Annotated in this window: 30 protein-coding genes; 6 read left to right on the top strand and 24 right to left on the bottom strand. The window is 52.6% G+C overall.

All coding sequences use genetic code 11. From position 1 onward, the window contains the following. The first annotated feature begins 1 nt into the window (after window position 1). Window positions 2–472, top strand: a complete 471-nt coding sequence (locus IFT57_RS09935) for a restriction endonuclease (protein WP_122531596.1) — start codon at window positions 2–4, stop codon at window positions 470–472. On the opposite strand, the gene IFT57_RS09940 is transcribed toward IFT57_RS09935, so the two are convergent. Then, a complete protein-coding gene (locus tag IFT57_RS09940; RefSeq protein WP_163020520.1) occupies window positions 465–818 on the bottom strand; it encodes a hypothetical protein in 354 nt (117 codons plus the stop codon). The genes IFT57_RS09935 and IFT57_RS09940 overlap by 8 nt on opposite strands. Window positions 819–863: 45 nt before the next feature. Beyond that, window positions 864–2,258 (bottom strand): hypothetical protein, encoded by a 1,395-nt coding sequence (locus tag IFT57_RS09945; RefSeq protein WP_122531594.1) that lies wholly within the window; start codon window positions 2,256–2,258, stop codon window positions 864–866. An 82-nt stretch (window positions 2,259–2,340) separates the two neighbouring features. Here IFT57_RS09945 and IFT57_RS09950 point away from each other — a divergent pair, with 82 nt between their 5' ends. Then, on the top strand, window positions 2,341–4,377 hold the full coding sequence (locus IFT57_RS09950; RefSeq protein ID WP_122531593.1) for a RecQ family ATP-dependent DNA helicase: 2,037 nt from the start codon (window positions 2,341–2,343) through the stop codon (window positions 4,375–4,377). A 30-nt stretch (window positions 4,378–4,407) separates the two neighbouring features. Here IFT57_RS09950 and IFT57_RS09955 read toward each other — a convergent pair whose 3' ends face one another. The 16 genes from IFT57_RS09955 to rdgC all read right to left on the bottom strand — a co-directional run bounded on the left by IFT57_RS09955 (window position 4,408) and on the right by rdgC (window position 17,479). Further along, the gene (locus IFT57_RS09955; RefSeq protein WP_122531592.1) at window positions 4,408–4,797 is read right to left on the bottom strand and encodes a hypothetical protein; all 390 of its coding nucleotides are present in this window, start codon (window positions 4,795–4,797) and stop codon (window positions 4,408–4,410) included. Further along, complete coding sequence (locus tag IFT57_RS09960) at window positions 4,797–5,549, bottom strand: hypothetical protein (RefSeq protein ID WP_122531591.1); 753 nt, start codon at window positions 5,547–5,549, stop codon at window positions 4,797–4,799. The genes IFT57_RS09955 and IFT57_RS09960 overlap by 1 nt, the downstream gene beginning before the upstream one ends. A 19-nt stretch (window positions 5,550–5,568) precedes the next feature. Then, entirely contained in the window at window positions 5,569–6,750 is a 1,182-nt protein-coding gene (locus IFT57_RS09965; protein WP_122531590.1) for a type II secretion system F family protein, read from the bottom strand. Beyond that, entirely contained in the window at window positions 6,747–8,291 is a 1,545-nt protein-coding gene (locus tag IFT57_RS09970) for a GspE/PulE family protein (RefSeq protein ID WP_122531589.1), read from the bottom strand. The genes IFT57_RS09965 and IFT57_RS09970 overlap by 4 nt, the downstream gene beginning before the upstream one ends. Further along, a complete protein-coding gene (locus IFT57_RS09975) occupies window positions 8,288–9,916 on the bottom strand; it encodes a hypothetical protein (RefSeq protein WP_122531588.1) in 1,629 nt (542 codons plus the stop codon). Before IFT57_RS09975 ends, IFT57_RS09970 begins: the two co-directional genes overlap by 4 nt. Window positions 9,917–9,925: 9 nt before the next feature. Continuing rightward, window positions 9,926–10,393 carry a hypothetical protein gene (locus IFT57_RS09980; RefSeq protein WP_122531587.1) on the bottom strand — a complete coding sequence of 156 codons (468 nt, stop codon included), beginning with the start codon at window positions 10,391–10,393 and terminating at the stop codon, window positions 9,926–9,928. Window positions 10,394–10,399: 6 nt separating this feature from the next. Further along, window positions 10,400–10,627, bottom strand: coding sequence for a hypothetical protein (locus tag IFT57_RS09985; RefSeq protein ID WP_122531586.1), 228 nt, complete (start codon window positions 10,625–10,627; stop codon window positions 10,400–10,402). Window positions 10,628–10,924: 297 nt separating this feature from the next. Further along, entirely contained in the window at window positions 10,925–11,422 is a 498-nt protein-coding gene (locus IFT57_RS09990; RefSeq protein WP_192151280.1) for a hypothetical protein, read from the bottom strand. Window positions 11,423–11,629: 207 nt separating this feature from the next. Next, a complete protein-coding gene (locus tag IFT57_RS09995) occupies window positions 11,630–12,127 on the bottom strand; it encodes a hypothetical protein (protein ID WP_122531584.1) in 498 nt (165 codons plus the stop codon). A gap of 210 nt (window positions 12,128–12,337) precedes the next feature. Then, entirely contained in the window at window positions 12,338–12,727 is a 390-nt protein-coding gene (locus tag IFT57_RS10000) for a hypothetical protein (RefSeq protein ID WP_122531583.1), read from the bottom strand. Further along, window positions 12,724–13,815, bottom strand: a complete 1,092-nt coding sequence (locus tag IFT57_RS10005; protein ID WP_122531582.1) for a hypothetical protein — start codon at window positions 13,813–13,815, stop codon at window positions 12,724–12,726. The genes IFT57_RS10000 and IFT57_RS10005 overlap by 4 nt, the downstream gene beginning before the upstream one ends. Then, complete coding sequence (locus IFT57_RS10010) at window positions 13,808–15,340, bottom strand: type II secretion system protein GspD (RefSeq protein WP_122531581.1); 1,533 nt, start codon at window positions 15,338–15,340, stop codon at window positions 13,808–13,810. The genes IFT57_RS10005 and IFT57_RS10010 overlap by 8 nt, the downstream gene beginning before the upstream one ends. Then, on the bottom strand, window positions 15,334–15,735 hold the full coding sequence (locus IFT57_RS10015) for a hypothetical protein (protein ID WP_122531580.1): 402 nt from the start codon (window positions 15,733–15,735) through the stop codon (window positions 15,334–15,336). Before IFT57_RS10015 ends, IFT57_RS10010 begins: the two co-directional genes overlap by 7 nt. Window position 15,736: 1 nt before the next feature. After that, window positions 15,737–16,201 (bottom strand): hypothetical protein, encoded by a 465-nt coding sequence (locus IFT57_RS10020; protein WP_122531579.1) that lies wholly within the window; start codon window positions 16,199–16,201, stop codon window positions 15,737–15,739. Next, window positions 16,198–16,434, bottom strand: coding sequence for a hypothetical protein (locus IFT57_RS10025; protein ID WP_122531578.1), 237 nt, complete (start codon window positions 16,432–16,434; stop codon window positions 16,198–16,200). The genes IFT57_RS10020 and IFT57_RS10025 overlap by 4 nt, the downstream gene beginning before the upstream one ends. A 97-nt stretch (window positions 16,435–16,531) precedes the next feature. Then, window positions 16,532–17,479 carry a recombination-associated protein RdgC gene (gene rdgC, locus IFT57_RS10030; protein ID WP_122531577.1) on the bottom strand — a complete coding sequence of 316 codons (948 nt, stop codon included), beginning with the start codon at window positions 17,477–17,479 and terminating at the stop codon, window positions 16,532–16,534. A gap of 113 nt (window positions 17,480–17,592) precedes the next feature. Here rdgC and IFT57_RS10035 point away from each other — a divergent pair, with 113 nt between their 5' ends. Beyond that, on the top strand, window positions 17,593–18,282 hold the full coding sequence (locus IFT57_RS10035; protein ID WP_122531576.1) for a sigma-70 family RNA polymerase sigma factor: 690 nt from the start codon (window positions 17,593–17,595) through the stop codon (window positions 18,280–18,282). Window positions 18,283–18,322: 40 nt separating this feature from the next. Here IFT57_RS10035 and IFT57_RS10040 read toward each other — a convergent pair whose 3' ends face one another. Continuing rightward, window positions 18,323–19,138, bottom strand: coding sequence for a hypothetical protein (locus IFT57_RS10040; protein WP_122531575.1), 816 nt, complete (start codon window positions 19,136–19,138; stop codon window positions 18,323–18,325). After that, the gene (locus IFT57_RS10045; RefSeq protein ID WP_122531574.1) at window positions 19,138–19,860 is read right to left on the bottom strand and encodes a hypothetical protein; all 723 of its coding nucleotides are present in this window, start codon (window positions 19,858–19,860) and stop codon (window positions 19,138–19,140) included. Before IFT57_RS10045 ends, IFT57_RS10040 begins: the two co-directional genes overlap by 1 nt. A gap of 99 nt (window positions 19,861–19,959) precedes the next feature. Here IFT57_RS10045 and IFT57_RS10050 point away from each other — a divergent pair, with 99 nt between their 5' ends. Next, window positions 19,960–21,879 carry a hypothetical protein gene (locus IFT57_RS10050; RefSeq protein ID WP_192151282.1) on the top strand — a complete coding sequence of 640 codons (1,920 nt, stop codon included), beginning with the start codon at window positions 19,960–19,962 and terminating at the stop codon, window positions 21,877–21,879. Window positions 21,880–21,916: 37 nt separating this feature from the next. Here the strand turns inward: IFT57_RS10050 and IFT57_RS10055 are convergent, their stop codons facing one another. After that, window positions 21,917–22,837, bottom strand: a complete 921-nt coding sequence (locus tag IFT57_RS10055; protein WP_241032746.1) for a hypothetical protein — start codon at window positions 22,835–22,837, stop codon at window positions 21,917–21,919. A 218-nt stretch (window positions 22,838–23,055) separates the two neighbouring features. Between IFT57_RS10055 and IFT57_RS10060 the strand changes: the two genes are divergently transcribed. Further along, on the top strand, window positions 23,056–23,406 hold the full coding sequence (locus IFT57_RS10060) for an HU family DNA-binding protein (protein WP_341477854.1): 351 nt from the start codon (window positions 23,056–23,058) through the stop codon (window positions 23,404–23,406). A gap of 23 nt (window positions 23,407–23,429) precedes the next feature. Here IFT57_RS10060 and IFT57_RS10065 read toward each other — a convergent pair whose 3' ends face one another. Continuing rightward, complete coding sequence (locus IFT57_RS10065) at window positions 23,430–24,053, bottom strand: hypothetical protein (protein ID WP_122531570.1); 624 nt, start codon at window positions 24,051–24,053, stop codon at window positions 23,430–23,432. A gap of 138 nt (window positions 24,054–24,191) precedes the next feature. Between IFT57_RS10065 and IFT57_RS10070 the strand changes: the two genes are divergently transcribed. Beyond that, window positions 24,192–24,875: a hypothetical protein gene (locus tag IFT57_RS10070; RefSeq protein WP_122531742.1), complete on the top strand. Its 684-nt coding sequence runs from the start codon at window positions 24,192–24,194 to the stop codon at window positions 24,873–24,875. 15 nt (window positions 24,876–24,890) lie between these two features. Here the strand turns inward: IFT57_RS10070 and IFT57_RS10075 are convergent, their stop codons facing one another. Continuing rightward, window positions 24,891–25,850 (bottom strand): ParB/RepB/Spo0J family partition protein, encoded by a 960-nt coding sequence (locus tag IFT57_RS10075; RefSeq protein WP_122531569.1) that lies wholly within the window; start codon window positions 25,848–25,850, stop codon window positions 24,891–24,893. Further along, window positions 25,847–26,668: a ParA family protein gene (locus IFT57_RS10080; protein ID WP_122531568.1), complete on the bottom strand. Its 822-nt coding sequence runs from the start codon at window positions 26,666–26,668 to the stop codon at window positions 25,847–25,849. Before IFT57_RS10080 ends, IFT57_RS10075 begins: the two co-directional genes overlap by 4 nt. Window positions 26,669–26,692: the final 24 nt, after the last annotated feature.

Consider the following 26,692-nt stretch of genomic DNA (forward strand, 5'->3'; position numbering starts at 1 on the left):
TATGAATGAACATGCGTGGATGCTTGGATTGTTATTAGCTGCGCCCGCCCTTCTCTTCATTGAGCCTGGGATCGAGCTCCTGTTCGGCAAGCGAAAAGGCCGGGGGCTTTACCGGCAAGCGAAAAAGAAAGGTCTCAGTGCTGTTTCAGGCATGACTTGGCAGCAGTTCGAGCAGCTTTGTGCCGGCTACTTCAGGGCTAAAGGATACCGGGTTGAGATGTGTGGCCAGGGTGGCGCCGATGGAGGACGAGATTTGATTTTGAAGAAATCTGGCAAGCGAATCCTGGTGCAGTGCAAGCACTGGCGCTCCAGAGTGGGCGTTACCGTGGTGAGGGAAATGTTCGGCGTGATGCACGCCGAGAGGTTCGATCAGGTGATCATTGTTGGCACATCAGGCTTTACCAAAGACGCCTGGTCATGGTCGAAAGGAAAGTCGATCCGACTCATGGATGCCAATTCGCTGATTACCTAGGTTTCCAAGTGGGATTCGACTTGCTGGGATCCGGGTAGGGTCTGCCACGCTGAGTTCTCAACCCTGGTGTGGCGGGGGTGCTGAAGGGGGCAGACCTGGGAGTTTCATCGGCTTTTTGAGCGAGGGCCAATATTCGGCTATCCAGGGCCTCTTTCTCCAGCTGGGTCGTCACCAGAATCCAAAGATTCAGAAAAAGTCCTACAGCTACAGCTAATCCTAAACCAATTAAAATGAAAACCGTCTTTTGGGTGAATTCCTGGGTTCCATCCAGCAAATAGCCGATGGCAAACATGGGGTACAGAAGAAAAATCATCGAGCAGGCAAAGTGTATTATTCGAGTATTCATGCTTTCCTCTCAAAAGGGGCTGGCACTTCAGCCCCCTGATCTATCTTAGAAAAACCCCAGGTGCTTCAGGCAGAAGGCTACAGCCGTACCCGTGCCACACGTCATGGTCACGGCAAGAATCATCTTCACCTGTGACAGGTCGCGAGCAATGGCATCCTTCTCGGTTTGCAGCGTGCCGATCTGGGATTTGAGCGAGTCGCAATACTGGCGACCGGAGATGCGCAGCTGCTTGTAGGCACCGCGAATGTCGTTGAGGCCACCTTCGAGCTTTTTGCTGCGCCCTTGCTCGGCAATCAGCTGAGAATTCAACAGCCCATTGTCTGCGCGGCTCAAGGTCAGGCGCTCGTGCATGATTGCAAACTCAGTGGTCTGAGTTCGATCCTCGATAATGTTCGAGAGCCTGCTTTCCAGCGTTTCGATCTGATTACGATCCTGTGCCCGCGCATCGTTGAGCTTGATGACTTCTTCGCGCAGACTGGCGCTTGTGAGGCGCTCTGTGGTCAGTTGCTCGTTGACCGCAAGCAGGTCATTGCGCATGCTCAGCTCGGACATCCGTAGCTGCGACAGCTTCTCGTTGACCTCTTCGACAGCAGCCTTGGTGACGTATTCGCCGTTGTTGATGCGGGTGCGCAAGTCGGCCAATTCGCCTTCGGCGACTTGACGCTGGCCTTCTGCCTGGGTGATGGAGGTCTGAAGACTGTCACGCAATTCGCTCAGCTTACGCTGGGTTTCCAGGGATGCAACCTTGCGAGCTTCCTCCACACGCGCATCGGCGCGGCTTTCCGTTTCTTCCTGCAGGCGAGCAGTCTCACGGCGCATTTCCTGGATCGTACGAGCCGTGTCGGTAGACACGCGCTGAACCTCACCGCGAGCTTGGTCGGCTTCGGCAGTTTTACGGGTCAGATCCTGTTGCAGCGCGCCATTTTTGCGTTCGAAGTCTGCCTGGAGACGGTTTTTGTCTTCGAGCAGTTCCTCAACGCGTTCCGCCAGGGCACGCTGTTTGGCGCCATGGAATTCGGCGCTGTCGACCGGCGCACGGCCCAGAATCTGGGTGGCATCGTCAAACAGGTCGTTGATTTCCTGGTAGTCGTTTTCAGTGACGTTGTACTTTTGGCGGTAGATCAGGGCCGTCAACTTGGATTGAAACTCAGTCCAGTCCTGCTCCAGGCCGTTATCTTTTTTGCTACCCTCGACCAAGGCTCGCAGGGTGCGATGACCCAGTACTTCTGCGGGGCTTCCAGCACTTGGCGCAATGCTTTCCTTGAGCAAGTACTCGTTGGCGGTCAGGCCTGCAACCCTGAGCACTTGCTGCACGCTCAGATCCCAGGCAAGACTGTTAATACCCAGAAGGCGGCTTACGCCATCGAGCTCAATCAATGCTTGCGTGTGTTCACGCTTGTCATTCAGCGAGGTGACCGCTGAGGAATTGCTGTTATCCATTATTGTGCTCCAATGGCGCTGTTAGATAGACCGCAATAGATATATAATGAATTGGTAGACCTGTCAATATAAGGAATAATCGATGATGATCACCGGGAGGTCGCTCCAGGACACCCTTTCTTCAGTGTGGGGGTTTGATTCGTTGCGCGAGGCGCAGGTACCCATCATTGACTCTGTCGTGAATGGGCGCGACTCCCTGGTCATTCTTAAAACGTCCGGAGGAAAAAGCCTGTGTTTCCAGCTACCCACTGTGCACAGGGCCGGAATGACGCTGGTCATCAGTCCGTTGATTTCGTTGATGAAGGATCAGGTGGACGCCCTGCACCGCATCAACGTCCCTGCCACCTATGTGAACTCAAGCATTGACCCAAGTGTGGTTCGCGAGCGCTACAACGGCTTGGCCACGGGACAGTACAAGCTGTTCTATGTGGCCCCCGAGCGCTTCCTCGACCCCGGTTTTCTTGATGCATTGGCCAGGTCTCCCCTGAACATGATAGCGATCGACGAGGCCCACTGCGCCTCGCAATGGGGCCATGATTTCCGTCCGCAATACTCCAAGCTTGGTCGAGCCTTTGATGATCTCGAAGCCCAGCTGGGAAAACCAATTCAACGTGTGGCATTTACAGCCACCGCCACAGCCAAGGTGCAGGCAGACATCGTCAACATACTTGGCCTGCGCAACCCAGACCTTCACCTTCAGGATTTTGATCGGGAAAACCTCACGTACGCGGTTGTCAACGCCGACCGAGACCGCGCTGCCGAGGTCGAGAAGGCCATTCGTGAACACTCCAATGACTGCATTATCGTATATTGCGTTACGGTCAAGGAGGTTGAGCGGATTCACGCCCATTTGCTCGGATCAGGCATCAAGGCAGGTAAATATCATGGGAAGCTAAGTCCCGAGATGAAGAACACTATCCAGGAGGATTTCATTGAGGGTAAAACCCAGATTTTGGTCTCAACGTCTGCTTTTGGCATGGGCGTGGATAAAGCCGATATTCGGGTGGTGATTCACGCTCAAATGCCAGGATCTTTGGAAGCTTGGTACCAGGAAGCGGGCCGAGCTGGCCGCGATGGCAAGCCTGCCAAGGCGATTCTCTTCTACAACCAGGGCGATCGCAGCATCCACCAGTTTTTCATTGGCATGGCGTCTCCCCAGGTCAAGGCGATCAGGGCGGTCAAATCATTGGTTCATGGGCGTCTGCTGTCCGGGCCAGATACGCTGGACACTCGATGGCTTTCCTCCATTTGCCGAGAAGAGGTTACGCCACCGCAGATCGATTCGATCCTCAGCATGATGGTTGGACAGGGTGAATTGACCCGTCGTGACAACGTATATGCCCTGGATGAGTTTGATCATGACGAGGATTATGTGTGGGTCGATGAGATTCGTCGAAACAACTGGCAAAAGGTCAATGCAATGCAGGCGTGGTGCGAAACCACACTTTGCCGCCGATGGACTGTGCTCAAGTACTTCGGCCTCAAGGAGGCCCACACCCGATGCGGTACGTGCGACACCTGCCTGAGCGAAACCTTCTCCAAATCCCAGACGGATGCGGGTCAGCGCTATATCCGCCCCATCACCCTGATCAACCTCGCCAACTGCCTGGACAAGCTGGCTGAGTGCTGCAGCAAAAACTGGCTCAAGGTTCTTTTAGGCATGATTCCAACATCATCACTCAAAGAGGGTGAGGTCGAGGTCGCTGGTCGCTTCATGAACTATGCGGTAGGTGATATGGAGCGCTGGAGGGAAATGCTTATCAAAGAAGCTCTCATCACTCCTGAGCATGAAATTACTGAGCGCGGATCTAGCTGGATCAAGGGAAAAATTCAGCTCTCGCTCACGAGCTATAGCCGTGCACCTGAAAAGTCTCAGGATGACCTTGATCCAGAGTTGCTGCAGAAGCTTAAAAAGTGGCGAAAGGTTGTAGCCAATCGAGAGGATATGCCGGAGTTTGCCATTTTCAACGAAGTAAGATTGAAGCTACTGGCAAGCCTGAAGTCAATTGATGATAAAACCCTCGAAGAAATAGGCTTTAATCTAGCCTGGCGCACCAAGCATGGTGACCTCCTGAAGAAGGTCTACGTGCAGCATGAAGGTCAAACCCTAGTCCCTTGAACCCTCGGCAAGCCGAGGGCCGCAAGGTAATCAGGCGATCTTCTGGAGTAGCTGCGCCAGAGCAAGACTCATGAAGCTGTCCTTGCCGCGAGAATCCGAAAGCCTGACGGGTTTCTCGCCCCCGGCTGGGTCTAGGCCCAGCAATGTCCACTCACCCCCATCTTGATCAATGACGCTGTCGCCTGGCTTTATGAAGTCTGGCAATTCAAGATTCTGGGAATGTTCCTCCCACTGCCTCTTCCAATAATCCTGCGAGGCTTCAGCATAGACACTCAGGCGCCAATGAAGGCATCCCGATTCGATGGTAGCTGTTCCCTTTGGCGCTTCAAGGCCGTGGGTTATTGCCAGCTTTTCGAGCATGTCCTGAGCCTGAGCGAAGAAAGCAGCCAGTGTTTGCTGCTGGCCTTTTTCAGAAGTCATCAGAAAGTCGCCCCTGGGTGATGACGGCGAGTGCGGTCGTAATATCCATCTACGAAGTCGCCGTAGCGATTCTTCCAATAAGACTGAGCAACCCCGCCCGATAAACAGGTGCGAAGCGCCAAGCCCGTGATTGACTCGAAGCGTCCGCGCTGACCTTCGCTTATTTCCACATAGGGGGCTTGTGAGCCATTCCCGAGCCTGCAAACCAGTACTGGCTGGTTATCCGGAGCAATGGGTGCGCTACCCTGTGACAGCAGTCGCTCAGTTGTCGCCGGCACGGCCCGCTGAGGCCTTGATCCGTCTTGCACCAAGTAGCCTTTGCCTTGCTCAGTAACTGCTTCAAAAGACTGGTGGATGGCTTGTGTGCGCTCCAGATCGACCAGACTGTCCTGTTGGTAGGCTACTTGGTTGCCGGGAAGTTTCACTCCACTTTTCCAGTCGTAGGTATGACCTGGCTCAATCCACCGAAGCATATTGAGACCAACCTCCGTCCACTGGGGATAAAGACTCTGTTCTTCGTCCGCCTGCCAAGCAGCAAAGACACGCCGGGCACCTTCTGGTGAGTCGGTGATGATCTGTTGCAGCTTGAGGGCCGCTTGTTCATTGGCAGGATTCTGAGCCAGCGCCTTCAGGGTTCCTGTAGGTGTGAAGCTAGAAACCTTAAGGCTCAGGTCGTCCAGGATGCCAGCGCTTGCCGTGCCAGACGCAGCGGCAAGACTGATCGCAGCCGCGAGTAGTGCTTGTTTCAACATGGTGATTCTCCTTCAACGATCAGATGGCGCCTTTCGCGGCGACCTGCAAAATGGGTTCAACGCCAAGCTTGTAGAGAATCAAGCCGGCAAGAGTTAGGAATGAGGCTGAAAAGAGCATGAGGATCGGTGTTGTGGCCTTGACCCGTTGCCCATAAATCGTTCGATATTGGTCTGATAGGGCCTTAAGAGACCTTCCCGCCTGATCTCTATCCTGTACAGAGGCAAGAGCAGCCCGGTCGGTAGGGTGCAAGTAGCGCATGGCTTCTGCCCAGTTTTTGCCTTGCTTCACCGCTTTCACGGCATTGTTCAAGTCATCTTTCATTAGCCCCTTGGGCGTACCCTCAGCAGAAAGTGTAAGGCTCTGCTCCATGGGTACTCCGCTTCCTACCAGCAAGCTCAAGCCATAGAGGGTGATGTAGTTATTGCGTGACAAGACCAGGTCTTTGTAGAAAGGAATTCTCACCACTATCTTATCTGACTGGGAGGGCATCACTAGCCGTCCAAAGGTGCCTAGCAACAGCAACACGATGAATGCGCCACCAAAGACGCCCATCAAAACGACAGAGAAGTCCAAAAGCATCAAAGCCCCTTTCGTGTCGACAGCATCGCCCGCCATCTTGATTAGCTCCGAACCGAGGATTTTCGGGGCAAAATAGTATTTGGTCGCAAAAATGGTCAGCGCTGCAAACAAAAAGCCAATGACTGAAAACCACATGGCCCAGACGTTGTTGCGCTTGACCGCATCAATTTCCATTTCAAATTCTGCGGCATGAAGAAGAGCCTTGCCCGTGTTACCGGCTTTTGACCCAGCCTTGACCAGCGCGGTCATCTGACGTGGAAAATCTGATTGGCCAATGTTTTCCATGGCTGTAGGGATGTCATCACCCTGCTCTACGAGCCTCAGCATTTTTCCAGAGACTGCCTTGATGCTGCCCTTGAACGTACGCTCGATCAGCGTCAAGGCGGCAGAGGCACCCATGCGACATTCCAGCATGGTACCCAGGCGCTGAAGGAACATCTGGCGCTCATCCTGAGTAAGCGCCTGCTTAATCACCGAAAAGGTTCGTTTTCGTTTAACGCTGAGGATGCGCCCTTTGCGCCGAACTTTGAGCTCGGCCTCCCGCTGTGTTTCGCATATGACTTCAATGGATGTCACTTTGCGCTTGACGGGATCCTCGTAAAGAATCGACCAGGTTTTCATGAGCGATCTCCTTTCTCAGCAATGATCTCTGTGGCCTCGGCACCAAACACCCGAATGAATTCTGCCTTGTCTGTCATGCCTTCCATGTAGCGCATGTAGGCGTCCTCGATCATGGTTTGCCAGGTAATGTCCTGGGTAGAAAGAAGCCGATTCACATCAGTCATGCCTGCGAAATAGGCACACTCAGACACAATGGTGCGATTGTTGTAGCGACGACCCGTGCACACTGGGCACTCTTCTGATTCCCCTTCGACGCCGCCGCATGCAGGGCAAAGGGTTCGCATCAAGCGCTGAACCATGACTGAACGCAGCACGTATTTGAGTTCATGAGGATCGACGCCCAGATCCTTGAGTCGCTGAATAGAGGCCTGAATAGAGCCTGTGTGCAGTGTTGCAAACACAAGGTGCCCAGTCTCAGCCGCCTTGATAGCAATTCTCGCCGTATCCGCATCGCGCACCTCGCCCACGATGATGACATCCGGGTCGGCACGCATGAAGCTGCGCAAAGCGCGGGGGAAATTCAGACCAACGCTTTCATTGATGTTCACCTGTTTAACGAAAGGTGTTGTGTATTCAACCGGATCTTCAATGGTATAGATTGCCTGCGAGAAACGATCCAGGTAGCGCGTCGTGGCGTTAAGGGTGGTCGTTTTCCCTGAGCCAGTAGGGCCGCAAATAAGACATAGCCCATCAGAGCGGCTGATGCCCTTCTTCCACTCTTCAACACCTGAGATACCAAGAGTATCGAGGTTGAACTGTGCGCGTTCCGGATCAAGAATACGAATGACGATGCTTTCGCCGAAATTGGTGGGTACTGCAGCCACACGCAGGTCAATCAGGCGCCCGTTGTACTCAATTGAAAAGCCGCCATCCTGAGGCACTCGACGCTCCGCCAAGTCCATTTTTGAGCGGTCTTTTATCTTCGCTGCAAGCACCAGATATTCGTCAAGATCGCTTTCATGCACCAGTGTGCGAACCCCCAAAAAGCGCATAAACACGCTGTAAGAGTTGCGGCGAGGATCAATGTGAATGTCTGAGGCTTTGTGTAGGATGGCTTCGCGCAGCAAGAGCTCAAGAACTGACGAATCAGAATCGCTGATGATCCTGAGTTTCTCCACGTAGCTATGGATGCGCTCAACGTTCGCAGGGATAAAAACCAGCTTTTGCTTTGGGAAGTACCTCTCCAACAGGTTTCTAGCTTGAGCTGTAGGGCAAAGGCAGGCGAGATAAACGGCTTCCACGGTTTCTGCGGCAAGCATGATCTTGTGCTTGATCAACAACGCCAGTGGCACCTGGGGGACTATCAGTTCTTCGTCCATCAGTGCATCAGGGGTAATTGACAGCAATGCCTGGACAAGGTCTGCCTGGCGCAAGAAGCCATTGTTGACCAAGATGGTGCCGATTGACTCGTTGGTGATGCCCGATTCCATCTTGGCAGCGTTGATGGCTTGAGGGTTAACCAGCGAGCGGGCAATCAGCACCTGCTCAAGCTGCCTTTCCTTGGGCGTGAGTTCATGCTGAACGTTCTTGGTTGAGATCATTGACTGCAGCTCCAGGACGCATTGACGCGCCCCTGCAAGTTTTCATTATTATTGTTGGTAACCTGCCCAGCAGTTGACTCTGAAAAGAGATATCCCTGCCAACAGGCACTGCCACCAACGGTGGCGGATGTGCCCGATACTGACAAAGCTCCAGAGTCATACACCCCTATTTGGGGTTTGCTGCCCGTCGAAAACCACTGTTGACCATTATCCAACAAGATCGAAGCACCGTCACGCAATACTGCACCATTCCCGAGGTTTCCCGAGGAGTATGCGGTACCACCCGTAGCGACAACTCGCCCCTTGATGTCCATAAAACTGGTCGAGGAACCGTCCAATCGCAGCGTGGTATCAATTGATGACAAAGTCGAATCGAAGCCTACCCTTATGCCCTGCTCAAATGCTCCTTGAAGAATGATCGTGGAACCTTGGAGGCTTAGCCCACTTCCCTGGTCTACCCAGATTCCGTACTGAGAGGATCCAGTGATCCCAAGGCTTCCAGATCTGAGCCTCCAGGTGGACTGGATAAGGTCAATCGCCCCTGTCGAGGCGCTGGTGTAAGTCACGCTCAGTCCTGCATCCTGATCAACCTTGGAGTTATCCAACGAAATCTTCCCTCGGATGGCATTTGCGCCATCAAGCACAATCTCTGAGTGCTTGGCAGTGATGCCTCCAGTTGATGCTGTGACCAGGCTTACGGCTGAATCGGCAAGTTGAAGGCTTGCCTCCAGGTCTACATTGTTTAAGACCAGTCGAGCATTGGTGACAGTGACGGTGCTTGCACCCTTGATTTCCACCTGAGCCGCGCCCGCGCCAGCGATAACAAGCTCTGAATCCGAAGATGTCTGTCGACCGAATGCAAGGTCTGCAGTCAATTGGTAGCCGCCAGCTCTTTCTGGAAGATTCAGGATCAGTCGTCTGGGCGGATTGTTCATGTAGGGGGCCAGGGCTTCATTGATAGATGCCGATTTGCTTGCATCAATGAATTGGCTGCTTGACCTATTGATGCCTTCTGCTGCGCTTAGTGTTCCGCCGTTTGCCCCAAACAGTGGAATGACCTTCGTGTTCACGCCTGGTGTGGCATAGGTACCGGTCTGACCATCGAAAGTAATATCAGCACACGAAAGCTCGTCTGCTTTTTCAAAGGGAGAAATGATGAACGCCAAAGTGCTGCTGCTGCCCCTCTGCATTCCATCAATGTCCCCTGAGCGGATGACATAGTCAAAACCAGCAATTTGGGCAGTTTCGACCGGATAACTCTTACCGGAGGAAAGTGAAACAGCTTGAGTGGGGCCCCCAGAAAGGCCTGCTCGACCAAGAGCGCAATAGCGCGGCGCATAGCCTTTGGAGTTAAGTTTAGGGCCTGGGATGGAGCTGGGCAGGGTGTGACCAATGACTTTTCCGGAGGCATCCAGAATAGAGACCCCCAATGGAGCGACATATTCACCATTAGGCCCAGCCTGAACCATCATGGCAGATACCCCAGCTTCCCAGATCATGTCAATCTGACGCTCACGGCTAGCCGAACTCAAATCGTTCATGGCGGCATACATACCAGAAAGACTGCTCGCTGACATGGCCAGAAGGCCCATCAGGATCAATCCAAGAATAAACATTACCAGCATGTTGCTCTCCTACTTCGACAGGCGGTAAGTCATGACTACCGGGAATGGGTACTGAGCATCTGATGTGGCAGTCTTCCACCCTGGGTCAATGCCCCCTGTGGTGCCACACAGTGAAGAAAGCCCATACTGGTCTGGATAGCGTGTAGCCAGGCCCTTGAGTGAGTCAAAGCCTCCTCTGCCAACACTGCCTTCAAAGCACCATCCATTGAATTCTGTTGTCAGCTGGGTCAGCTGCAACTCATCAGGAATTGGGGCAGTGACAGACAACATGCTCCTCAGATCAGTAACGTCTGCCGGCAGTTTGCCGTTTAGATCGTGGTAGCGGCTCCAAGCTATGGCGAGGTTCAAGTTCAGAACAGACCAGCGTTCGAACTTCTCCTTGCTCTCGAACGAGGAGGGATTGATGTAGGATATGCCGCTGACGAGCATATAGCCCATCAGAGCAATGCCCATGATCACCACGATCAAATGAACCATGGCTACTTACCGCCTTGCGATCAGTTTGATCAGCATTTTTTCCATAAGCTTGGTAATGCTGCACACGGACAGAACCACGGCCAGTACTGCGGTGGCACCCCAGATAGAGGCCTGCAGCCATTCTTTGTTCAGACCGTAGTAGGCCGCGATCACCAGCGCGATGATGGGCGCTATCCGATCGAACCAGACGATAGCGGGGTGTTTGCTGAATTTGATCAAGGTTGCGGGTGACATGGTGTTCTCCGGGTTTTGTGCCTTGCTCAGAGCCGCCTTGTGCAGTCGAGCCTGTCATTTGTCAATATATAGCAAAACCGTGGATTGTTCCACAGGAACTACTGGTGGCGGGTATGCATCTCACACCGTTACATCATGGCTTTGGAGATCATCACGTGCTTTTACCTGCCAGGGGCTGCGGATCTGATCGGTTTCGCCTTTAATTGAAATGGCCCGGAGGGAAATAATTGTGATGGGAAAAGTAGCGGGCACAAAAAAACCCGCCAAAGGCGGGTTTTTCTTTTCCAACCCCAGGGGTTAGATGCGGTACCAAACCTTGTTGGCTTCAGCGCTTGCGCCTTTTACGCAACCGAAGGTGCCGGTGCTGTTGGCGGATTGGTCAGCGATGATGTCGCAGACTTCGTTGGCAATCGACTCGCCAGCGGCGGCTTCGGCAACGATCACTTTCGGAACGGTGGTGCCGTCGGCGTTGAAGGCCTTAGCGATGCGGTACTGGAGGCCGGCTGGCGGCGTTGGAACGCTCGACAGGTACTGCTCGGTGACCAGCTTGGTCAGTTCAGTGCTGATTGCGGTAGGGGCTGTGGCACCATCAGCAGTTTCGCCCAAGGAGAGGCCAGCGTTGTCGTTCTTGTACAGAACGTGGGCGCCGGAGATCTGCTGACCCTGGTTGATGAAGGTCGACGCGATGGCACGTGCCGAACCGTTGGACAGGCCGTCACCACCGTAGAACAGAGTCGAGACAGCCAGGTAGACGGTCAGGGCGATGGCGATAATGGCGATAATCAGTGCGAACATGGGGGGTCAACCTCTTTGTTGTTTTTGTTGTTAGGTCGTTTGCTTCGACAATTTGAATATTAGCAGCTTGTCGATTTATGTAAATATTGACGCCAAACGGGTTTTTGGAATACTTGAAAGAAGAGCATTCTCAACATCTTGGATACGTCAAATCAGACACGCACAAAAAACCCGCCGAAGCGGGCCTTTTGCTAACCCCGAAGGGGATTAGATGCGGTACCAAACCTTGTTGGCTTCAGCGGTCGCGCCTTTCACGCAGCCGAAGGTGCCGGTGCTGTTCGCAGACTGGTCGGCGATGATGTCGCAGACTTCGTTGGCGATCGATTCGCCAGCAGCGGCAGCGGCCACGATCACTTTCGGAACGGTCGCGCCGTCAGCGGCGAAGGCTTCGTCGATGCGGTACTGAACGCCTGCTGGAGGAGTCGGTACGCTCGACAGGTACTGTTCGGTGACCAGCTTGGTCAGCTCGGTGCTGACTGCGGTAGCGCCGGTTGCTGTTTCAGCAGTTTTGCTCAGCGAAAGACCAGCGTTGTCGTTCTTGTACAGAACGTGGGCGCCGGAGATCTGTTGGCCCTGGTTGATGAAGGTCGACGCGATGGCACGAGCCGAACCGTTGGACAGGCCGTCACCACCGTAGAACAGAGTCGAGACAGCCAGGTAGACGGTCAGGGCGATAGCGATGATGGCGATAATCAGTGCAAACATGGTGTAAACCTCTTTATTGTTTTTGTTGTTGGGTCGTTTGCTTCGACAATTTGAATATTACCAGGGTGTTGATTTAAGTAAATATTGACGGGTGACTGCTTTCAGGTATGGGCGAAAGATTGTTATACCCACACAATTGGTTCTGACAAATATATGAGTGAGTGATCAACAAAAAACCCGCCAAAAGGCGGGTTTATGGGAAGGAAAAACCTATTTGAGCGCTGGGTCAAAATAGCTCATGCGAAATACGACCCCACGGATACTCGCACCTTTCTTGTCCTTGCAATCACCCATACAAAATTCAGTCATTTGCATGTCCTGACAATCCTGAATGGCAATTGTGCTTTTGAGCATCTTCTTCTCATGATCCTCAAGCCCAAACAGCTTGGCTTCGACCGAGCCGCCATCTTTGACTACGACAAATCCCGCCTGTTGTGTGGATTTCTGGCATGACTCGACGGCGCTGGTTTTGAGTTTTTCGTAGGGAACATCCTGGCGAGGGCTTAGCAGCAAAGCGGTCGCCCCGATTACGCTAATGGTGAAGACCACCAAGCCGGCAATGCCGATGGTAGAGTTGAAAAGTGCGTTGGAGCGTTTCACTGGCCAGCCTCCTTCAATGTTTTTTGGATGTCGTTCAGGGCAGCATCGGGTGCCGGCATCGGGCTGGGGGCACTTGGAATCACCGGCGCAATTGTGGTCTCAGATTTCTTGATGATGAGATTCCACTTATCTGCCTTGAACTCCAGGCGATCCAGGTAGCTTGCCGGTTGGTTGAGAACGTCATTGACCTTGCGCAGCTGGTCTGAAGGCAACTCATACCGCACTTTGGCGTAAACAGGCACTTTGTCCTTGTTGTACACGGCGTAGACCATAAACCAGGAGGCAGAAATGATTGCTACCCCTAACAAGGCGCTCAACAGGCCGGCAATCATCAGGCCGTGATGCCTTGAGAAAACAGGTTTGAGCGGATCCTTGAAGACGATTTCAGGGCTGGGCACCTTGGTCTCGTACTCGTCAAGAAGGTACGAAGAGAATCCCTGCGGCCTAATGCTTAGCTGCAGATAGCGCTCACTCGATGGAATGATCACTTCGCTGTGGCGACTTAGGGTCTCGATGGCCGATCTCAACGCCCCGCTTCCTGACCCACCTTCCTGAATTTCGTAGGCCAAGCCTCCATTGTATGACTGGATCTGATAAAAACATGCGGACTTTGAAGTGCCGTTATCAGATACCCACTCACCAATGTAGCGAAGCAAATCCTTTTTCTTTACCTGGGTCATGTAACCGATGTGAATCTGCCTAGGCCAATTGGCCACTTCGGATGTTTCTCCATCAATCCCGGACAGGTTAAGGGGGTCGGCGATTCCCGAGAGCTTGTCTCGTATGCGTGAGAAAAGGCTCTTTTTCACTGGCTGACTTTCGTCAACAAGAGGGTCATAGACCAGACCTGCGTCTTCCGGGTAAGCAACCAGGGGCTCATCAGGCATAATGGGCTCGTCGGCAGAGGTCATGATGCCCTCATCACCATGAAGACCAGCCTGCTGATTGCCAAGCTGCGAGAAGCGCTTGACCAGCCCTGGTGCAACCTCTGCGCGGCTGCCCTCTTCGACCCCGGTTTGTGGTTCGGGATTCTGTTCTTGGAGCCTCTTTAGCAGATCGCACACATCTGGCTTGTCAGAATTAATCATGAGCCTGTCCTTTGCTTGCAAAGACCGTCACTGTCGGACGAATCAAGATAAACATCGCAGTTCTCGTGACCTTCGCGCTTTTCGAGGCTGTCTTGTAGTCATCCAGCAAGGCCAGGTTGCTTCTATTGTCAGATAGTTGATCGTACATCAAGCCGCCGATGATCATGCTCTCCCCTGCGCGCACCTTGACGTTGTCAGTGAAGCTTTGCTCCTGGGTCTGGGGGCGGGTCAATGTACCGATTTGGTTACCCGCAGACAATTCGACGAATCGCAACAGCGAGGACAGCTTGAGGTCAACGCCGATCGAAACCAGTTTTGAACGGTTGTCGTAGTAGGGCTTGAGCTTGAGCTCCAGGCCAATGTCGACATCCTTCACATCCGTCGAACCTAGGCTGTTGCTGTTGTTGCTGTAGCCGTTGTTGTTGTTATTGCTGTTGACCCCGATCGAATCGATGTAGGGAATCTTCTGCCCTGATTTGATCGCGACTTCTTCACCCGATATCGTGTCCATCGAGACTGATTGAGTTGTCTTGGTCTCTCCGTAGGTTGACAGCAGATTGAATGCAGAGAGGAAGTTGAAATCACCAGCGGCAAAATTTAGCTCCAGTCCTTTGCTGCTTAATCCTGCATATAGGCCTTTTTTGCGGCCTGAAATGGTCGTGGTGTCGTCTGAGTCAGAATCGCTGTCGGAGTCGCTGTTTGAGCTGCTGGAATTATTGGAATTCGAGGAGCTGTTTGAGTTGTTGGTGGTGCCCGTGGTGGTTTCCTCGACGCTGGCCAGGCCCAGTGCGCCAATGCCGGCTTTCAGCGAACTCCAGTCAAAACCAGTGTTGCGTTCGGTGTCGATCGACACGTTGATGACAGCCACCTGCATGGACACTAGCGAGGCGTTGATGCCCATCTTTCTGACCATGTTCTCGATGCGTGCCTGATTCTGCTGGTTAGCGCGGTACTGGATGGTGCCTGCTTGCACAGATGATTTGACGTCAGTAGCGCCAAGGCTGGTGATGTTTTCCTCGATTGCCTTGGCCACTGTCTCACTCTGTGGAATCTGAACGATGTAAGGCTTGCTCTCCGTCACCATCAGGATGTTGCCAGGCAGCCAGGAAAAGCTCAGGCCATGAGCAATCGAGATCGCGTTCAGGAAGTCACCAAATGCACCCTTGTAGTTGAAGATCACCACCTTCTTGCTTCGAAGTGCTTCATCGGGCACGACCAGGAAAAACCCCTGGTCAGCAAGCACCGCCCCGAGGTCATCCAGAGTGCTGTCTTTGCTGAACATGACCTCGACTTTTTTCATGGCAATCTCTTTCGGAATCGCCTGCGGTGATTCGATCATGAAGTCGTGATCCAGTGCGACTGTCTTCAAAGCTGGAGTTTCTGCCGTCCAGCTCTGCTTCATCTTGTCCGTCAACTCACTCTTGGCTGGAATGGTGTTGTCTTTGGGCATGCCGTTACCGGCGCAACCCGCAAGCGCGAGAGCAAGAGTAAGGGCCGCGATTTTGAATGAATGCTTGTTTACCATTGTTTTGCCTGCTTGGTTGGCTTTTGTGCGGCCTTTTGCACATCCGCGATTTTCTTCTCGATTGCATCAACCTCAGGCGCCTGGGCCTGAGCTTCCAGCGTATTCTTGGAGTCGGAACTGGCGTCGTAACGCACATAGATCCCAGACTCTGGCTTGTACCAAACTTCCTTGCCGTTGATGATCGCAACCATGCGGGCACCCTGAAGTTCTGCCTGCTTTTGGGCTTTGGGTGACACCACCAGCGGTGCGGGAATAACCTGCCCGTAAGCCCCTACATTCACTGGCGCCCCAGGTTGCGGCTCAGGAACCTGACGTGCATCAGGTGGAAGAAACGGGTTCTGTTCAGCAAGCGCTGAGGTCGAACAGAGAATGAACAACAACAGCGCTTTGCGCATTTCAGATCCCCTTCGCTTTTTCTAGCGCGCCAATGCGCTTGAGTGCGCGCACGATCTTGGCTGCTGAATCCAAGCTGTCCTTCCGACGAACAAAAGACACCTCTCCATCAATATTGACGATAACCACTTCTTTCGCGATCAGAATGGCCTCACTGAATTCTGATATCTTGAGGTTCTCGCGAATGACAACCTCGCTGAACTTGGGATGCTTTTTGAGCCCCTCAGTTGAGAGAGATGGTCTGGCCACAAGCGTGAACTTGCCTTCGTGACAATTTTTTGGATTGCTCAGCCAGTCACCCAGCGTACCCGCCAGACGGGAATTTCCGGCACCAGCAGCGACGAAGGAGATGTCAGCTTCGCTGTACTCGGCTTCGCGCAACGCCATGAGCACCTTGATCTGCTCTTTGGCCCTGAAAGCCGACTCTGGCGTGGTTTCGAGCGCCTGTTGAGAAAGCTCAATGCTCATGTGTTAAATGCTCCTGAAAAGTCAGCCCAAAGCTTGGTTGGGCTATCGTTGGGTGCGTGTGGAATCTCCCCGGACTGGGCTTTCAACAGTCGGCGAACGCGAAGAGCAAAGCCTGACAGCGAAGCAAAATGCCCCGAGTTGTCCTCGTCCTTCACCCGCACCTGGATGTGGGCCAAAAGCTCCTCAAGGAAGCCCTTATCGTCCACGCCCATTTTTGAATCCAGCTTGATCATGGGTTGTTGTTTCCGGGCCCGCAGGGCCACTTATTCACCGATTTGGACTATCTTAAACAAACTGCCGTCAATATTCTACTAAATCGACTATTTTGGCTTAGTAGTCGACAGCTGGAACGTCAGAATCCTGCTCAAGCATCTCGCTTTCACTGTCAAGGTCGCCCTTCGCTTCGCCACCGAGCACTTGTAGAAGTGATTCAACCAGCTTGTTGACCTCATCGCTCATGAGTACGACATCGGCCTGAAGAATCTCCAATGGCTCACCCGTACCAGCATCCAGGTCTTGCATGGCGATTTCCGATAGGGAAAAGGCCTTGATCATGAAGTCATCAGTAAGGGTGAAGGAAGATCGCTCACCAAAGAGAAGCTCAAGCTCAGAAACCTTCAGGTTTTGGCTGCGCAGGTAGTCCTGCAGGTTCGGGTCTTCCAGCTGGCGATCCTTGTAGCGAATCGTGCCTTCTTCTTCACCAATGGTGCATTTTTCACCCAGGTTAAAAGGTTCTGCGGTCTTGTCTTCAGCGACCCAGAAGGTCATGATCGACCCGGTTTCGTGCTGAGGCTTAACCGGGTACAGAAGAGGCTCTTCCATTGCGCCGCGCAGGGTGGTAGCAATTGCATCGCCCACTTTGCGTGAAGATGAATTGATGACAAGCAGCTTGGCTTTGTTGTCAACATAAGCCCAAGTTTCCTTGGCTTGCGGGGGAAAGTGAACCAGCAGTCGAGCCTTGATATCTTCCTGGATTGCGCGTTTCTCGTCGCGCTTGAGTCGGCGACCTTCTTTCTTCTCCCTGATCTGGACTTCCTTGTTCAGGGCTGTCTTGATTGCGCCGGTTGGTACCTTCTTTTCTTCGACCATCAGGCAGAAGAGATGGGATCCTGCGACACTGAAAATGCGAGTATCCAATCCCACGACTTCGGTGTATCCGGCGCTCATTTCCTGAGACGGCGTGCAAGGCACGAATGGGTTTGCATCGAGCATCGACAACAAGGCATCAGCCTCGATTGGCTGCCCCATGCGGTAGACGTTGAGGTTTTTGAAAAGCATGGTTAGACACCCTTTTTACGTAAATTGACGGTTGCCGCTTTTTCTAAGTCGTGAGAGCATATATTTAAACGTATATTGAGTCAAACCACCTTTCCTTCATCCCTGGTACCACATTGATCCAAGCGGCCCCTCAGAATCAGCTACAGCTATGGCAGGCGAACCTTAAGGTCGCGGCCAGCCTGGTGCGTGATTACTGCTACAACCCGGTACTGAGCCAGGATGCACTCCAGGAGGCTCAGCTTGCCCTGTGGGAGGCCACCTTCAACTGGCAAGAGGCCATGGAAGGGACTTTTACCCACTACGCCTGGCTGTACATGCGCCGCAAGCTGCTGACGTACCTGACAGAGACCGCGAGCGACATGCCTAAGCTGAGCCGCCGCGAGCGCCAGGTGCTCAAAGAGATGCAAAAGCACCTTCGTGCTGGAGAGCTGATTTCGTGTCAGCTACTCGAAGCGCTGAGCCAGGAATCGGGCATAACCAGATTTCGCCTAGGTCAGTTGGTCAGCTACTGGTACCAGGGCAGCCTGACCATTACCGCCAGCAGTTTTGAAGCTTTTGAAGAATTCGAGGCAGAAGACCCCGAGCAAGTAACCGATGTATCCTCTTTGGAAGAAGGGATAGCCAATCTCCCTGAGCGCGAGAAATTGATTGTCCTTTCACGCCACCTGCAAGATCCCAGAGCTACCCTGGCTGACCTTGCCAAGCAGTTCGGTGTGTCAATCGAGCGGGTGAGGCAGCTAGAATCCAGCGCCATGAAGAAACTTCGCAGTCACATTGCCGCCCATCCTTCCAAAGAGGCATAAAAAAACCCCGCCAGGCGGGGCTTTTCCTTTCTACATGCCCTTACAGGCAGTCAAGCAGACTTGCGGTATCCATGTATTCGGCCTCAGCAGGCTTGATCTCGTCACGATCCTGGTGTTCATGCTCGGGAGGGCTCTTCAGGAGCTCCAGATAGGCCTGTTTGAAGCGCATCTCCGAATTCCTGTCCCGTTCACCGACGTTAAGGTCAAACGCGCCAATGGTGCCTCTAGCGCGTTTGACGAGCGGATGGAATGTCTGCCCAGGTTTCATTGAAATTGCTTGCAGCCAGGCCTCTTCCACCAAGGGAGCATCATTACTGCGAAGAGCTGTCAACGCGTCGCGAAATTGCTCAAGATTGGGCGGGTAACTACGAAATGCAACGCACCCTCTGATCTTGGCCAAGGTTTCTTCAAGTTCGGCAGGGCTCGCCTCGATCTCTTCAATATTGGTAAGCCAGATTCGTTCACGCTGGAGGGTCTCGATTAGCCCCTCTGCACCACGCCACATGCGCCCGTAATTTTGACTGAAAAGAGCATCGAGCTTTCGCCAGAAATCCAGATGGCCTTGCTGAGCATCGGTGAATGGAAAGTTTTTGAGCAGCTGACCCATTTGTACCAAGTTCTCGAAGCTGGGCGGATACTCTGCGAAAGCCTTGATGCCCGTCAAAAGCCATCGCTGCAAAGATTCGGCATCCGGGCCTGCAATGCCTGCGCGTTTTAAGCAAGCGGACAGCTCTGTGGCATAGGCTGCAGGCTCTCCATAAAGCTTTCTGAACATGGCAGCGCCGTAACGGTTAAGGAACTGCCGGCTAATGTTGGAGCAAGCCTGCGAAAGGCTGATCTCGGTTGCAGTGCTCATCAATAATCCACCTCAAAACTTTCATCAACGACAACCTCATCCTCAAGAGAGAGGACGGCAGATGTCCCGTTTTTCTTCAGCCAATTTGTGACCCAGTAAGGGAATGTAGCCGGCTTCGGGCGCTCCATCCTTTCCATTTTCAGATCGTCGAACATCAGATCCAGGGAAACCTGCATGTTGATGCCAGGGAATTCTTTTTGCCACTGAGACAGCATACCCTCCGTCACCACATAGACGGTACCGTCAAGCCCATACCGGTCGGTGGGAAACCATCCCTGATACCCTTCGAGCATGGCAGCGTTGCGCTCAAGAAGAGGTATTCTCCTACAAATTTCTGATACAGCACTCGGGCCAACGTCTCCCAGTCCCAGATCATTGCTACGATCGGTTTGAGCCGCTTTCCGGATTTGGTTCATGTCCAGGCGCTTACCCTTCTTCTTGATAGCGCTAGCCGAGGACTTGATCTGAACAGACCGCAAGACATCATCAAAACGTCCTTGCTCAATTTGCCAAAGATCTTTGGCGGTCATGAGGTCGATTACATGCCAGATCTCTTGAGCGTCGACATGCCAGTCGTCCACCCAGGCCTGGATCTTGAGGGGGCACTCACCTGGTGATTTAGGATCAAGCAGCATGTCGACAATCTCACGCGCAATGGCGCGGTGCACAAAGCAGTTCAATTCATGCTTAATTAGCGTTTGCATCTCATCGTTCAGCCGCATGGATTTTTTGCCCCAACATGCATAGAATATTCAGAATAACCGAAGCGGATCGCATCATAGCGATTTCGCGATAAATTGACAATCCACGTTGATCACCTAATGACTCTAGAAAATATCATTCTCTACCCTCGTAGCTACAACAAGCGCGGTGATGAGTCGTTGCACTCCGTTCAGGGCGTCACTGCCGAGGGCGAAGAGGTCAACGTCAAGCTTCGCATACCGGCAAATGCCAAAATCATCGGCGCTAAACCCAGCATCGCCGAGTTTGCCCGTGATGACTACGGCGCCAAGAACGTTTGCTTGGCCACACCTGAAAACGGCCCAGAAAATCCTGGCGGGATGCTTTTGTTCACCGGCTGCGAGCCTGACGGCTCCAATCGAAAGGGCATAACAAGCTACATCGCCAGGTGGGCCCATCGTCTGGTTGCAGATAAGGACTCCCCCTCCCCCATCCAGGGCTTGGGTCGCGTGGATGTTTCGAAGATGACCTCGAAAAATCGAGGATTGGCCACCGATATTCGCGCATTGCGCGAAGCCAAGCCGCAGGGCTGGGAAGAGAGGGTGGCTATTCTGGAGACCCAGCTCAACAATACAGTGGAGTTTCAGTATCAGTTGCGCATGTACCGCACTGCTGAAACCCGCTCGTTTAGCCTGGCCGATCGTGAGCTGTGGGAAAGCCATTTCTCTCAATTGATCGACACCCAGAATGTACGTGGTGCACGCATCGGCGCGTTTGTGCGCATACGACAAGAGGGCGGCAAGTACCTGCCGGAAGTGGCGAGTGAGATGCTCCCACTGTTTATGACCAAAACGCAACGCTATCAGACGGGTGCCGAGGTACTTCAGTGGTTGCATCGACAGAACCCAGAGCTGCCAGGCCTTGGAGAGGACGCCCAGATCGTCATTGTGCCGATTGAATGCCATACGGCAGGCACAGTGTTCAGAAAGCACTATGGAGCCCCTGAGCGGTACAGCCGCCTCCTCCAACAGTACTACCCTGGAGGTCGGGCTGAGCTTTGCCATCTGATTGCGTCCCGCAGCATGCACGAGGGAGAGCCTATGCTGCTCAGGGCGCACCCTCTCACCCCTCCGCTCGCAATCCCCTCAAAGCTTGCGGAGGATGGCACCCTGTCCGCCCTTATGGTGGGCGAAGAGGTGCCTGTCATACCGCAAAGAGATACACCGATCGAAGTAGGCCTTAACGGCTTCGCGCCCCTCCTTTTCCCAGGGTGGTTCAATCCGGTATGCATCGTTTTGGATGAGGGTGATATCCACCTCCTGCCAGACCTGACAAATGATCAGCCCGATCCAGTCCTCAATGAGGATGCGGACGAGCCTGGTGAGCCAGATGAGATGATCATCATCGACGATATCTTTGAAGTGGGTTCAGAATTGCCTCAAAAGGATCAAATCGGCTCAGATGTTTTTGACATCGCATCGGAGCAAAGAAGCAGCAATGACATTCCTGAACCAGAGCCCATTTATGAGCCAGAGCCAGAGGAAATGCATGAGGTTGAGCCTGAATTGAATGACAAGGCTGATTTCGAGCCGCTACAGGATGCTCATGAAAATCTCAGTTCAGATACCGCAAAAGATGGGGGCGCTCCTTCGACAGAATCCGCCGACCCTATTCCACTGGAGACGTACAGCGACCCAGTCCAGCCCATAGATTCGTTCAATGATCCAGGTGAGGATGCTCAGAAGGAATCTGGCGTCGAGCCAGCATTCAGCGGTGAGCCATTTTTGGGCGTAGAGCCTTTTATGGATGTGGACGATGAGATCGGATCCGACGGAAATAGTCTTGAAGAACAGGTGCTGACTTCAGTTATTGAGGATGTATTTCCTGCAATTTCTTCTCAGCCTGAGCCTGAACCTGAACCTGAACCTGAGCTGCCAGCAACAGAGCCAGAGGCGCCTTTGACCTCAAAAGAAGTCTTCAAAAACCAGAAGACAGTCACAGACAAGCCTAAGCCCAAGGGCCTCGCAGGCTTCATGGCCAGAAAGGGATTGCTCAAGTAGTGTCGCGTGCACCAGCCCTGTTGCAAGGGCCGGTGTTCTAGTTACCCATTGAGTAGCTATTGTCAGCTTCGCGCTGGATCCTGTGAGGCTTGAAAATTCCGGCGCCTGCAGTGATCAGCATCGAGTTTTTATCCCAGTTCTGGCGGATAGGCTCGATCTCTTTGAGGACGGCGCGATACTTGTCGTACTCCATAGGATCGATGCCTGCGTCGATGGCAACCGATTCAAGCTCAATGAGTTTCTTCTCAAGCTGCAGCTCAGCAAGGGCAGTCTCAGCATCCCTGGAGTGAAATTCAGCACGCTTGTCACCCTTCTGAATCCAGAATTTAGCAGTAACGACCTTTTGATGATTGAAGTCATCGTAGAAGAGCGCAGGGTCACCCTCAAAGGCGGGGGGTACGAAAACTCCCTTGAAACCATCCTTGCGGTTGGCCATATTGCCCTTCTCGATCACGTTGATGTAGGCAGCGTAACCGTTCTCGTATGGCGTCTTGAACACCAGCAAGCTAATGTCGTGTTTTTTGGGGACGATGGGATAAATCTCATCGCCCACCTGAAGCAAGTGGCCGGCGTTGAGAGTCACCTTTTCATTGCCAGGAGTATTCCCTAAAGACACCTGGCCAATAGTTTTGCCGTTTTTGCCGACAAGCGTCCACGTGTCATTCTTGCCCATGGTTCGGGCTTGAAATCCGTGCTTTAGTCCACGACCAATGATTACGCTGTGCTCACCAATTGAAAGGGTGCCAAATTCGCTACGAGAAACGATGGCCTTCCCCGAAAGGGTGTTGATGCTTTCATTGAGCTTGACCCTGCGGCTGGATCCGTCATGCCGATGGATCATGAATTCCTCGTTGCCCAAGGGTTCTGCCTCCCAGTTTTCCAGAAGCTTGCCTGGAAAACCGTACACCATCTGGACGGCATTGGCGGCGCGATTGTGTGTTGAACTTTTTCTAGACATTTTTGGCGTCACTGAGTGAGGTCTTTTCTACACTATGTGGGAGCAGTTGAGTTCCGCACAATGGATGGTTAACCCTTAATGCGTTGACAATATATGGGTAAAGGGTATACCAAGACCACCCTGCAAACAAGGAACACTGCTAGAAGCGAGCTAATATTGGATATGATCGGGTAAATTCTGGAATCAATCGTCCATTTTCATGATTTTGTTGATTTGCAATTCACAAAAATAGGTATAATCAATCACAGCAGGGCAAAGAACTGCACTGCACCCTTAGTGAATTTGAGGATTTGCACATGACGAAGAAAGAGCTGATCGAAGCACTCGCATCCCAATCTGGTGTTGACCGCAAGCAGGTTGAGCTGGTGCTCAAGGCGCTCCCTGAAGCGATCAAGGCCGAGCTCAAAGATAAGGGTGAATCGGCAGTCTACGGGCTGGGCACCTTCAAGGTCAGCGATCGCGCTGCCCGTATGGGTAAGAACCCCCAGACAGGGCAGCCCCTGCAAATCGCAGCGCGCAAGGCGGTAACCATGAAGCCGGCTTCGGACATTCGCCAATCGGTGCAGTGATCCCATCACGCTGCTGGGGATTATCACATCCCCAGTAGCGTGTCCGCGCTAGGATCGTCTTTCTGATTGCGTCTCTTGAAAGGGACTACGTTATCAGCCTGCAGCCCACCTCCCCTTCTGCCTGTTAAAGGCATGCCAAAAGAATCTCGATCCCACTGTGGCTCTTTTATATTCAATCCAGTTGTGTATGAGCCTGCTTTGACAAAAGCGTTTTCGAAAGCCGCCTGGCTGACTGGAATGTTGACCTCTCCATTGAAGACAAGCCAATCTCCCTTTGTCCCTTCCAGGCAGCGGGAAAGGTCGGCACTGTGTGAGCAGAAATCATGCTTCATTTTCACAGCCAGGTGTTCGCCAAGGCTGTGGTAATAAGTGCCGTTCGCACCGGCTTTTGAGCCTTCGGCAGCCTTGAACTGTTGCATGAAGTAATCTGCGGGCCAAGGGCGAGGGATTTGCGAACGCAGAACTGCCCTGGACGGGTCAAACCTGTCGCCCAGCCAGCAGCGCTTGGTGTCAATCTCGTAAGCCAGAGCTTTTCCTGGAAGCGTAGTGAGGTCTACCCAGAAAAACATTGGTTTACGGGTAACAACCACTACTTCATTTTCGTCCACAACCTGAAGATGCGTGACGTCGAGCCTAGGGCTATCCATACGTCAGTCCCCCCTTTAGTCCAACCCTCATGCACACAGATTGCCAGGGAGATTCAGGCCGCGCAACGGCAATATACTTGTAAACCGACGAATAATGGAGGTATACTTAGGCATAAATTGATCCAGGGTGAATTTCTGATGGATTTGCAGGGCATTACTCCCTCCGACCTAAACCAGCGCATCGATCTGCTTAACGCCGATCTGACTGTTGCACAAGCCAGCATCTCCGAGCTTCTCAAGGGATCAGACCCTGGTGGCGCACCTCTCGATACCACAAGCCACATTAGACTAGAGGTGCTTCGCTTCGAGCGAAACACCATTCGCTCACGAATCCTCGATGCCACTGCAATTCAGCATGCCCAGGAAACCGCGAAATCGACACGTAAAGCGGTTTCCCTTTTTGCAGAAAAATATCCGTCGCTTTATCAGGAAATTGCTGAAGAGCTTAGTGCTGACCACAGCAGCTTTAATCCTCTGCAGGATGAAAGCGAAATGCTTATTCAGCAAATGGAGAAATGCTATAGAACCATTGCCTCATCTCATCAAGATCAAGTGTCCATGATGACTCAGATCCAGCAAAATCTTTCAAGATTGGATGAAATGGGTGATTGGATCGACCGGGTCAACTTTGCATTGACCAGGTCTAGATCGTTTTTTTCAAGAAAATGTTATTCAGTCCGCAAGTTACGTGAGCAGCTAGCTGCTTCTCAGCAGGACGAATTATCAGCCAAGGTTTATGCGCTTATAGCGGCACGGCATGGCCACGGCTTCGTAGAGCATCTACACGAGCTCATGGCTCAGGAAGCCTATCTGGCCGCTTGATGAGCGGCCATTTGGTCATGCCCCAGCTTCTACCTGATCATCGGTTTCAGTCTTTATTTCAAAGAACGACGACAGGAAATTCTGAAGCTCTTCAAATTTATCCTGGGCCAGGTCTTCCTTTGAAATGGTAAGAGAAACCCCCGTCTCCCCATTGTCATAAGTGCCGACCGCTTTGCCCTCGAACATCAGAATTGCAGATTTCTTTCTCTCAGGTGCTGGTGACGCAGGCTTTGCAGGTCGTGCTTTCTTTGGGGTCGCAACCTTGAGCTCCTTTTGGATGTAATCCAGCATGGCTTTTCGAGTTGGTAGGTTTTTGTTAACGAACCTATCGATACCTTCGATTATTACGTCAGATACCTTTTGTTTATCCGCCTCTTCAACCCCGAACAACTTGCCCAGTGCTTCCGCCTCGGTCTTTCCGACCACGTCAAGGTTCAGCTTGATGACCTCAATGACTTGGATTGGGAATGCCTCAAAGCTCAAAAGCTTGTAATAATCCTGACTACGGATGCCGAGGGCCTCCTGGATTTCTTTGCCTTTTTTTCCCAATCGCTTCTGAATGAGAATGGCATTGTAGTCTTCAAAGGCGGTAGGATTTGATCGGTCGTTGTTCTCGGCAAAGCAAAGCTCTGCCATTTGGTCATCCGTCGCTTCACGAATGACAGCTTTGACCTTGATCCCCTCAAGCGTGCAGGCTCTCCACCGATGCTCACCCCAGATGATGTGATATCGATCACCGGCCTTGCGCACCCCAATAGGCTGCATCTGCCCGTTTTTACGGATCTTCACTCCAAGATCTTTTACAATTTCTGGATTGAATCGGATCCGGTATTGAAATGGGTTGGGGTCAACCCTGGTTGGGTCAAGGTCAACAATCTCTTCACCCTGTTTAGGTTGCTCATCAATCGCCTTGCTGATCGCGCCGTACTGCGTAGCTAGGCTTCTAGCCTTTAGTTGATCTGCAAGGGAGGTCATGCGCTCACCTTCTCAACTAAGGAGGGCTCTACTTTCAATGCAGCCTCCTTGATCACAAGCTTGGCCAATTTCCGGTAGGCATGTGCAATGTCACTAGACGATTTCTTGGAAACAGCAAGTTCACCAGTATAGCTTTGATTTACGACAGATTGCCGCCACGGGATGCTAACCGGCAACTTTCTGAATTCACCTTCTCCAAAAGTCTCTTTTTCGCTCATGTTTTTGTCTACAGCGGTGCCCTTCCTTGTCATCACTGGCAGAACGCCAAGGCACTTAAGTGTTGGGTTCACTTGATATATTTTTTTGAGGATCTGGTGCTCTAGGTTGATCAGGCCCATTTCAGAATAGGCACCAGGGTCAACCGGAATGATGAAGTGTGTTGATGCGGCCAGCGCATTTTCAACCATAAGTCCCAAGTTTGGGGGGCTATCAATGATGATGAAATCAACCAGACCATCCAGCGCAGCGATTTTTTCACGCAGGCGCTCCGAAGGCCGCATCCAGTTCTTCTTATAGGACTCCAGGTTGGTCTCAATATCAGGGTCAGCCATGATCATGCTGAGATTTTCGATGCCCGTGCTCACGATCGCATCCCAAAGGTTGATCGTGTCATTTGTCATCACTGGGCTCAGCGTCGGAGCTCCAGAGGTCATTAGCATCGATGCGACGTGCATGGTCGCGTTGCGCTGAGCATCTGCATCAATCAAAAGAACTGACTTCCCAGCTTCAGCCAGGGCGGCAGCCAGGTTGATGGCGCCTGTCGTCTTGCCTACCCCGCCTTTGTTATTCAAAAAGGTAAATACACGCGTAGATAGCATAAGGCCTCCAAATGAGAAACATTA

This window comes from Pseudomonas sp. CFBP 13719, from assembly GCF_014842095.1.
GTDB lineage: Bacteria > Pseudomonadota > Gammaproteobacteria > Pseudomonadales > Pseudomonadaceae > Aquipseudomonas.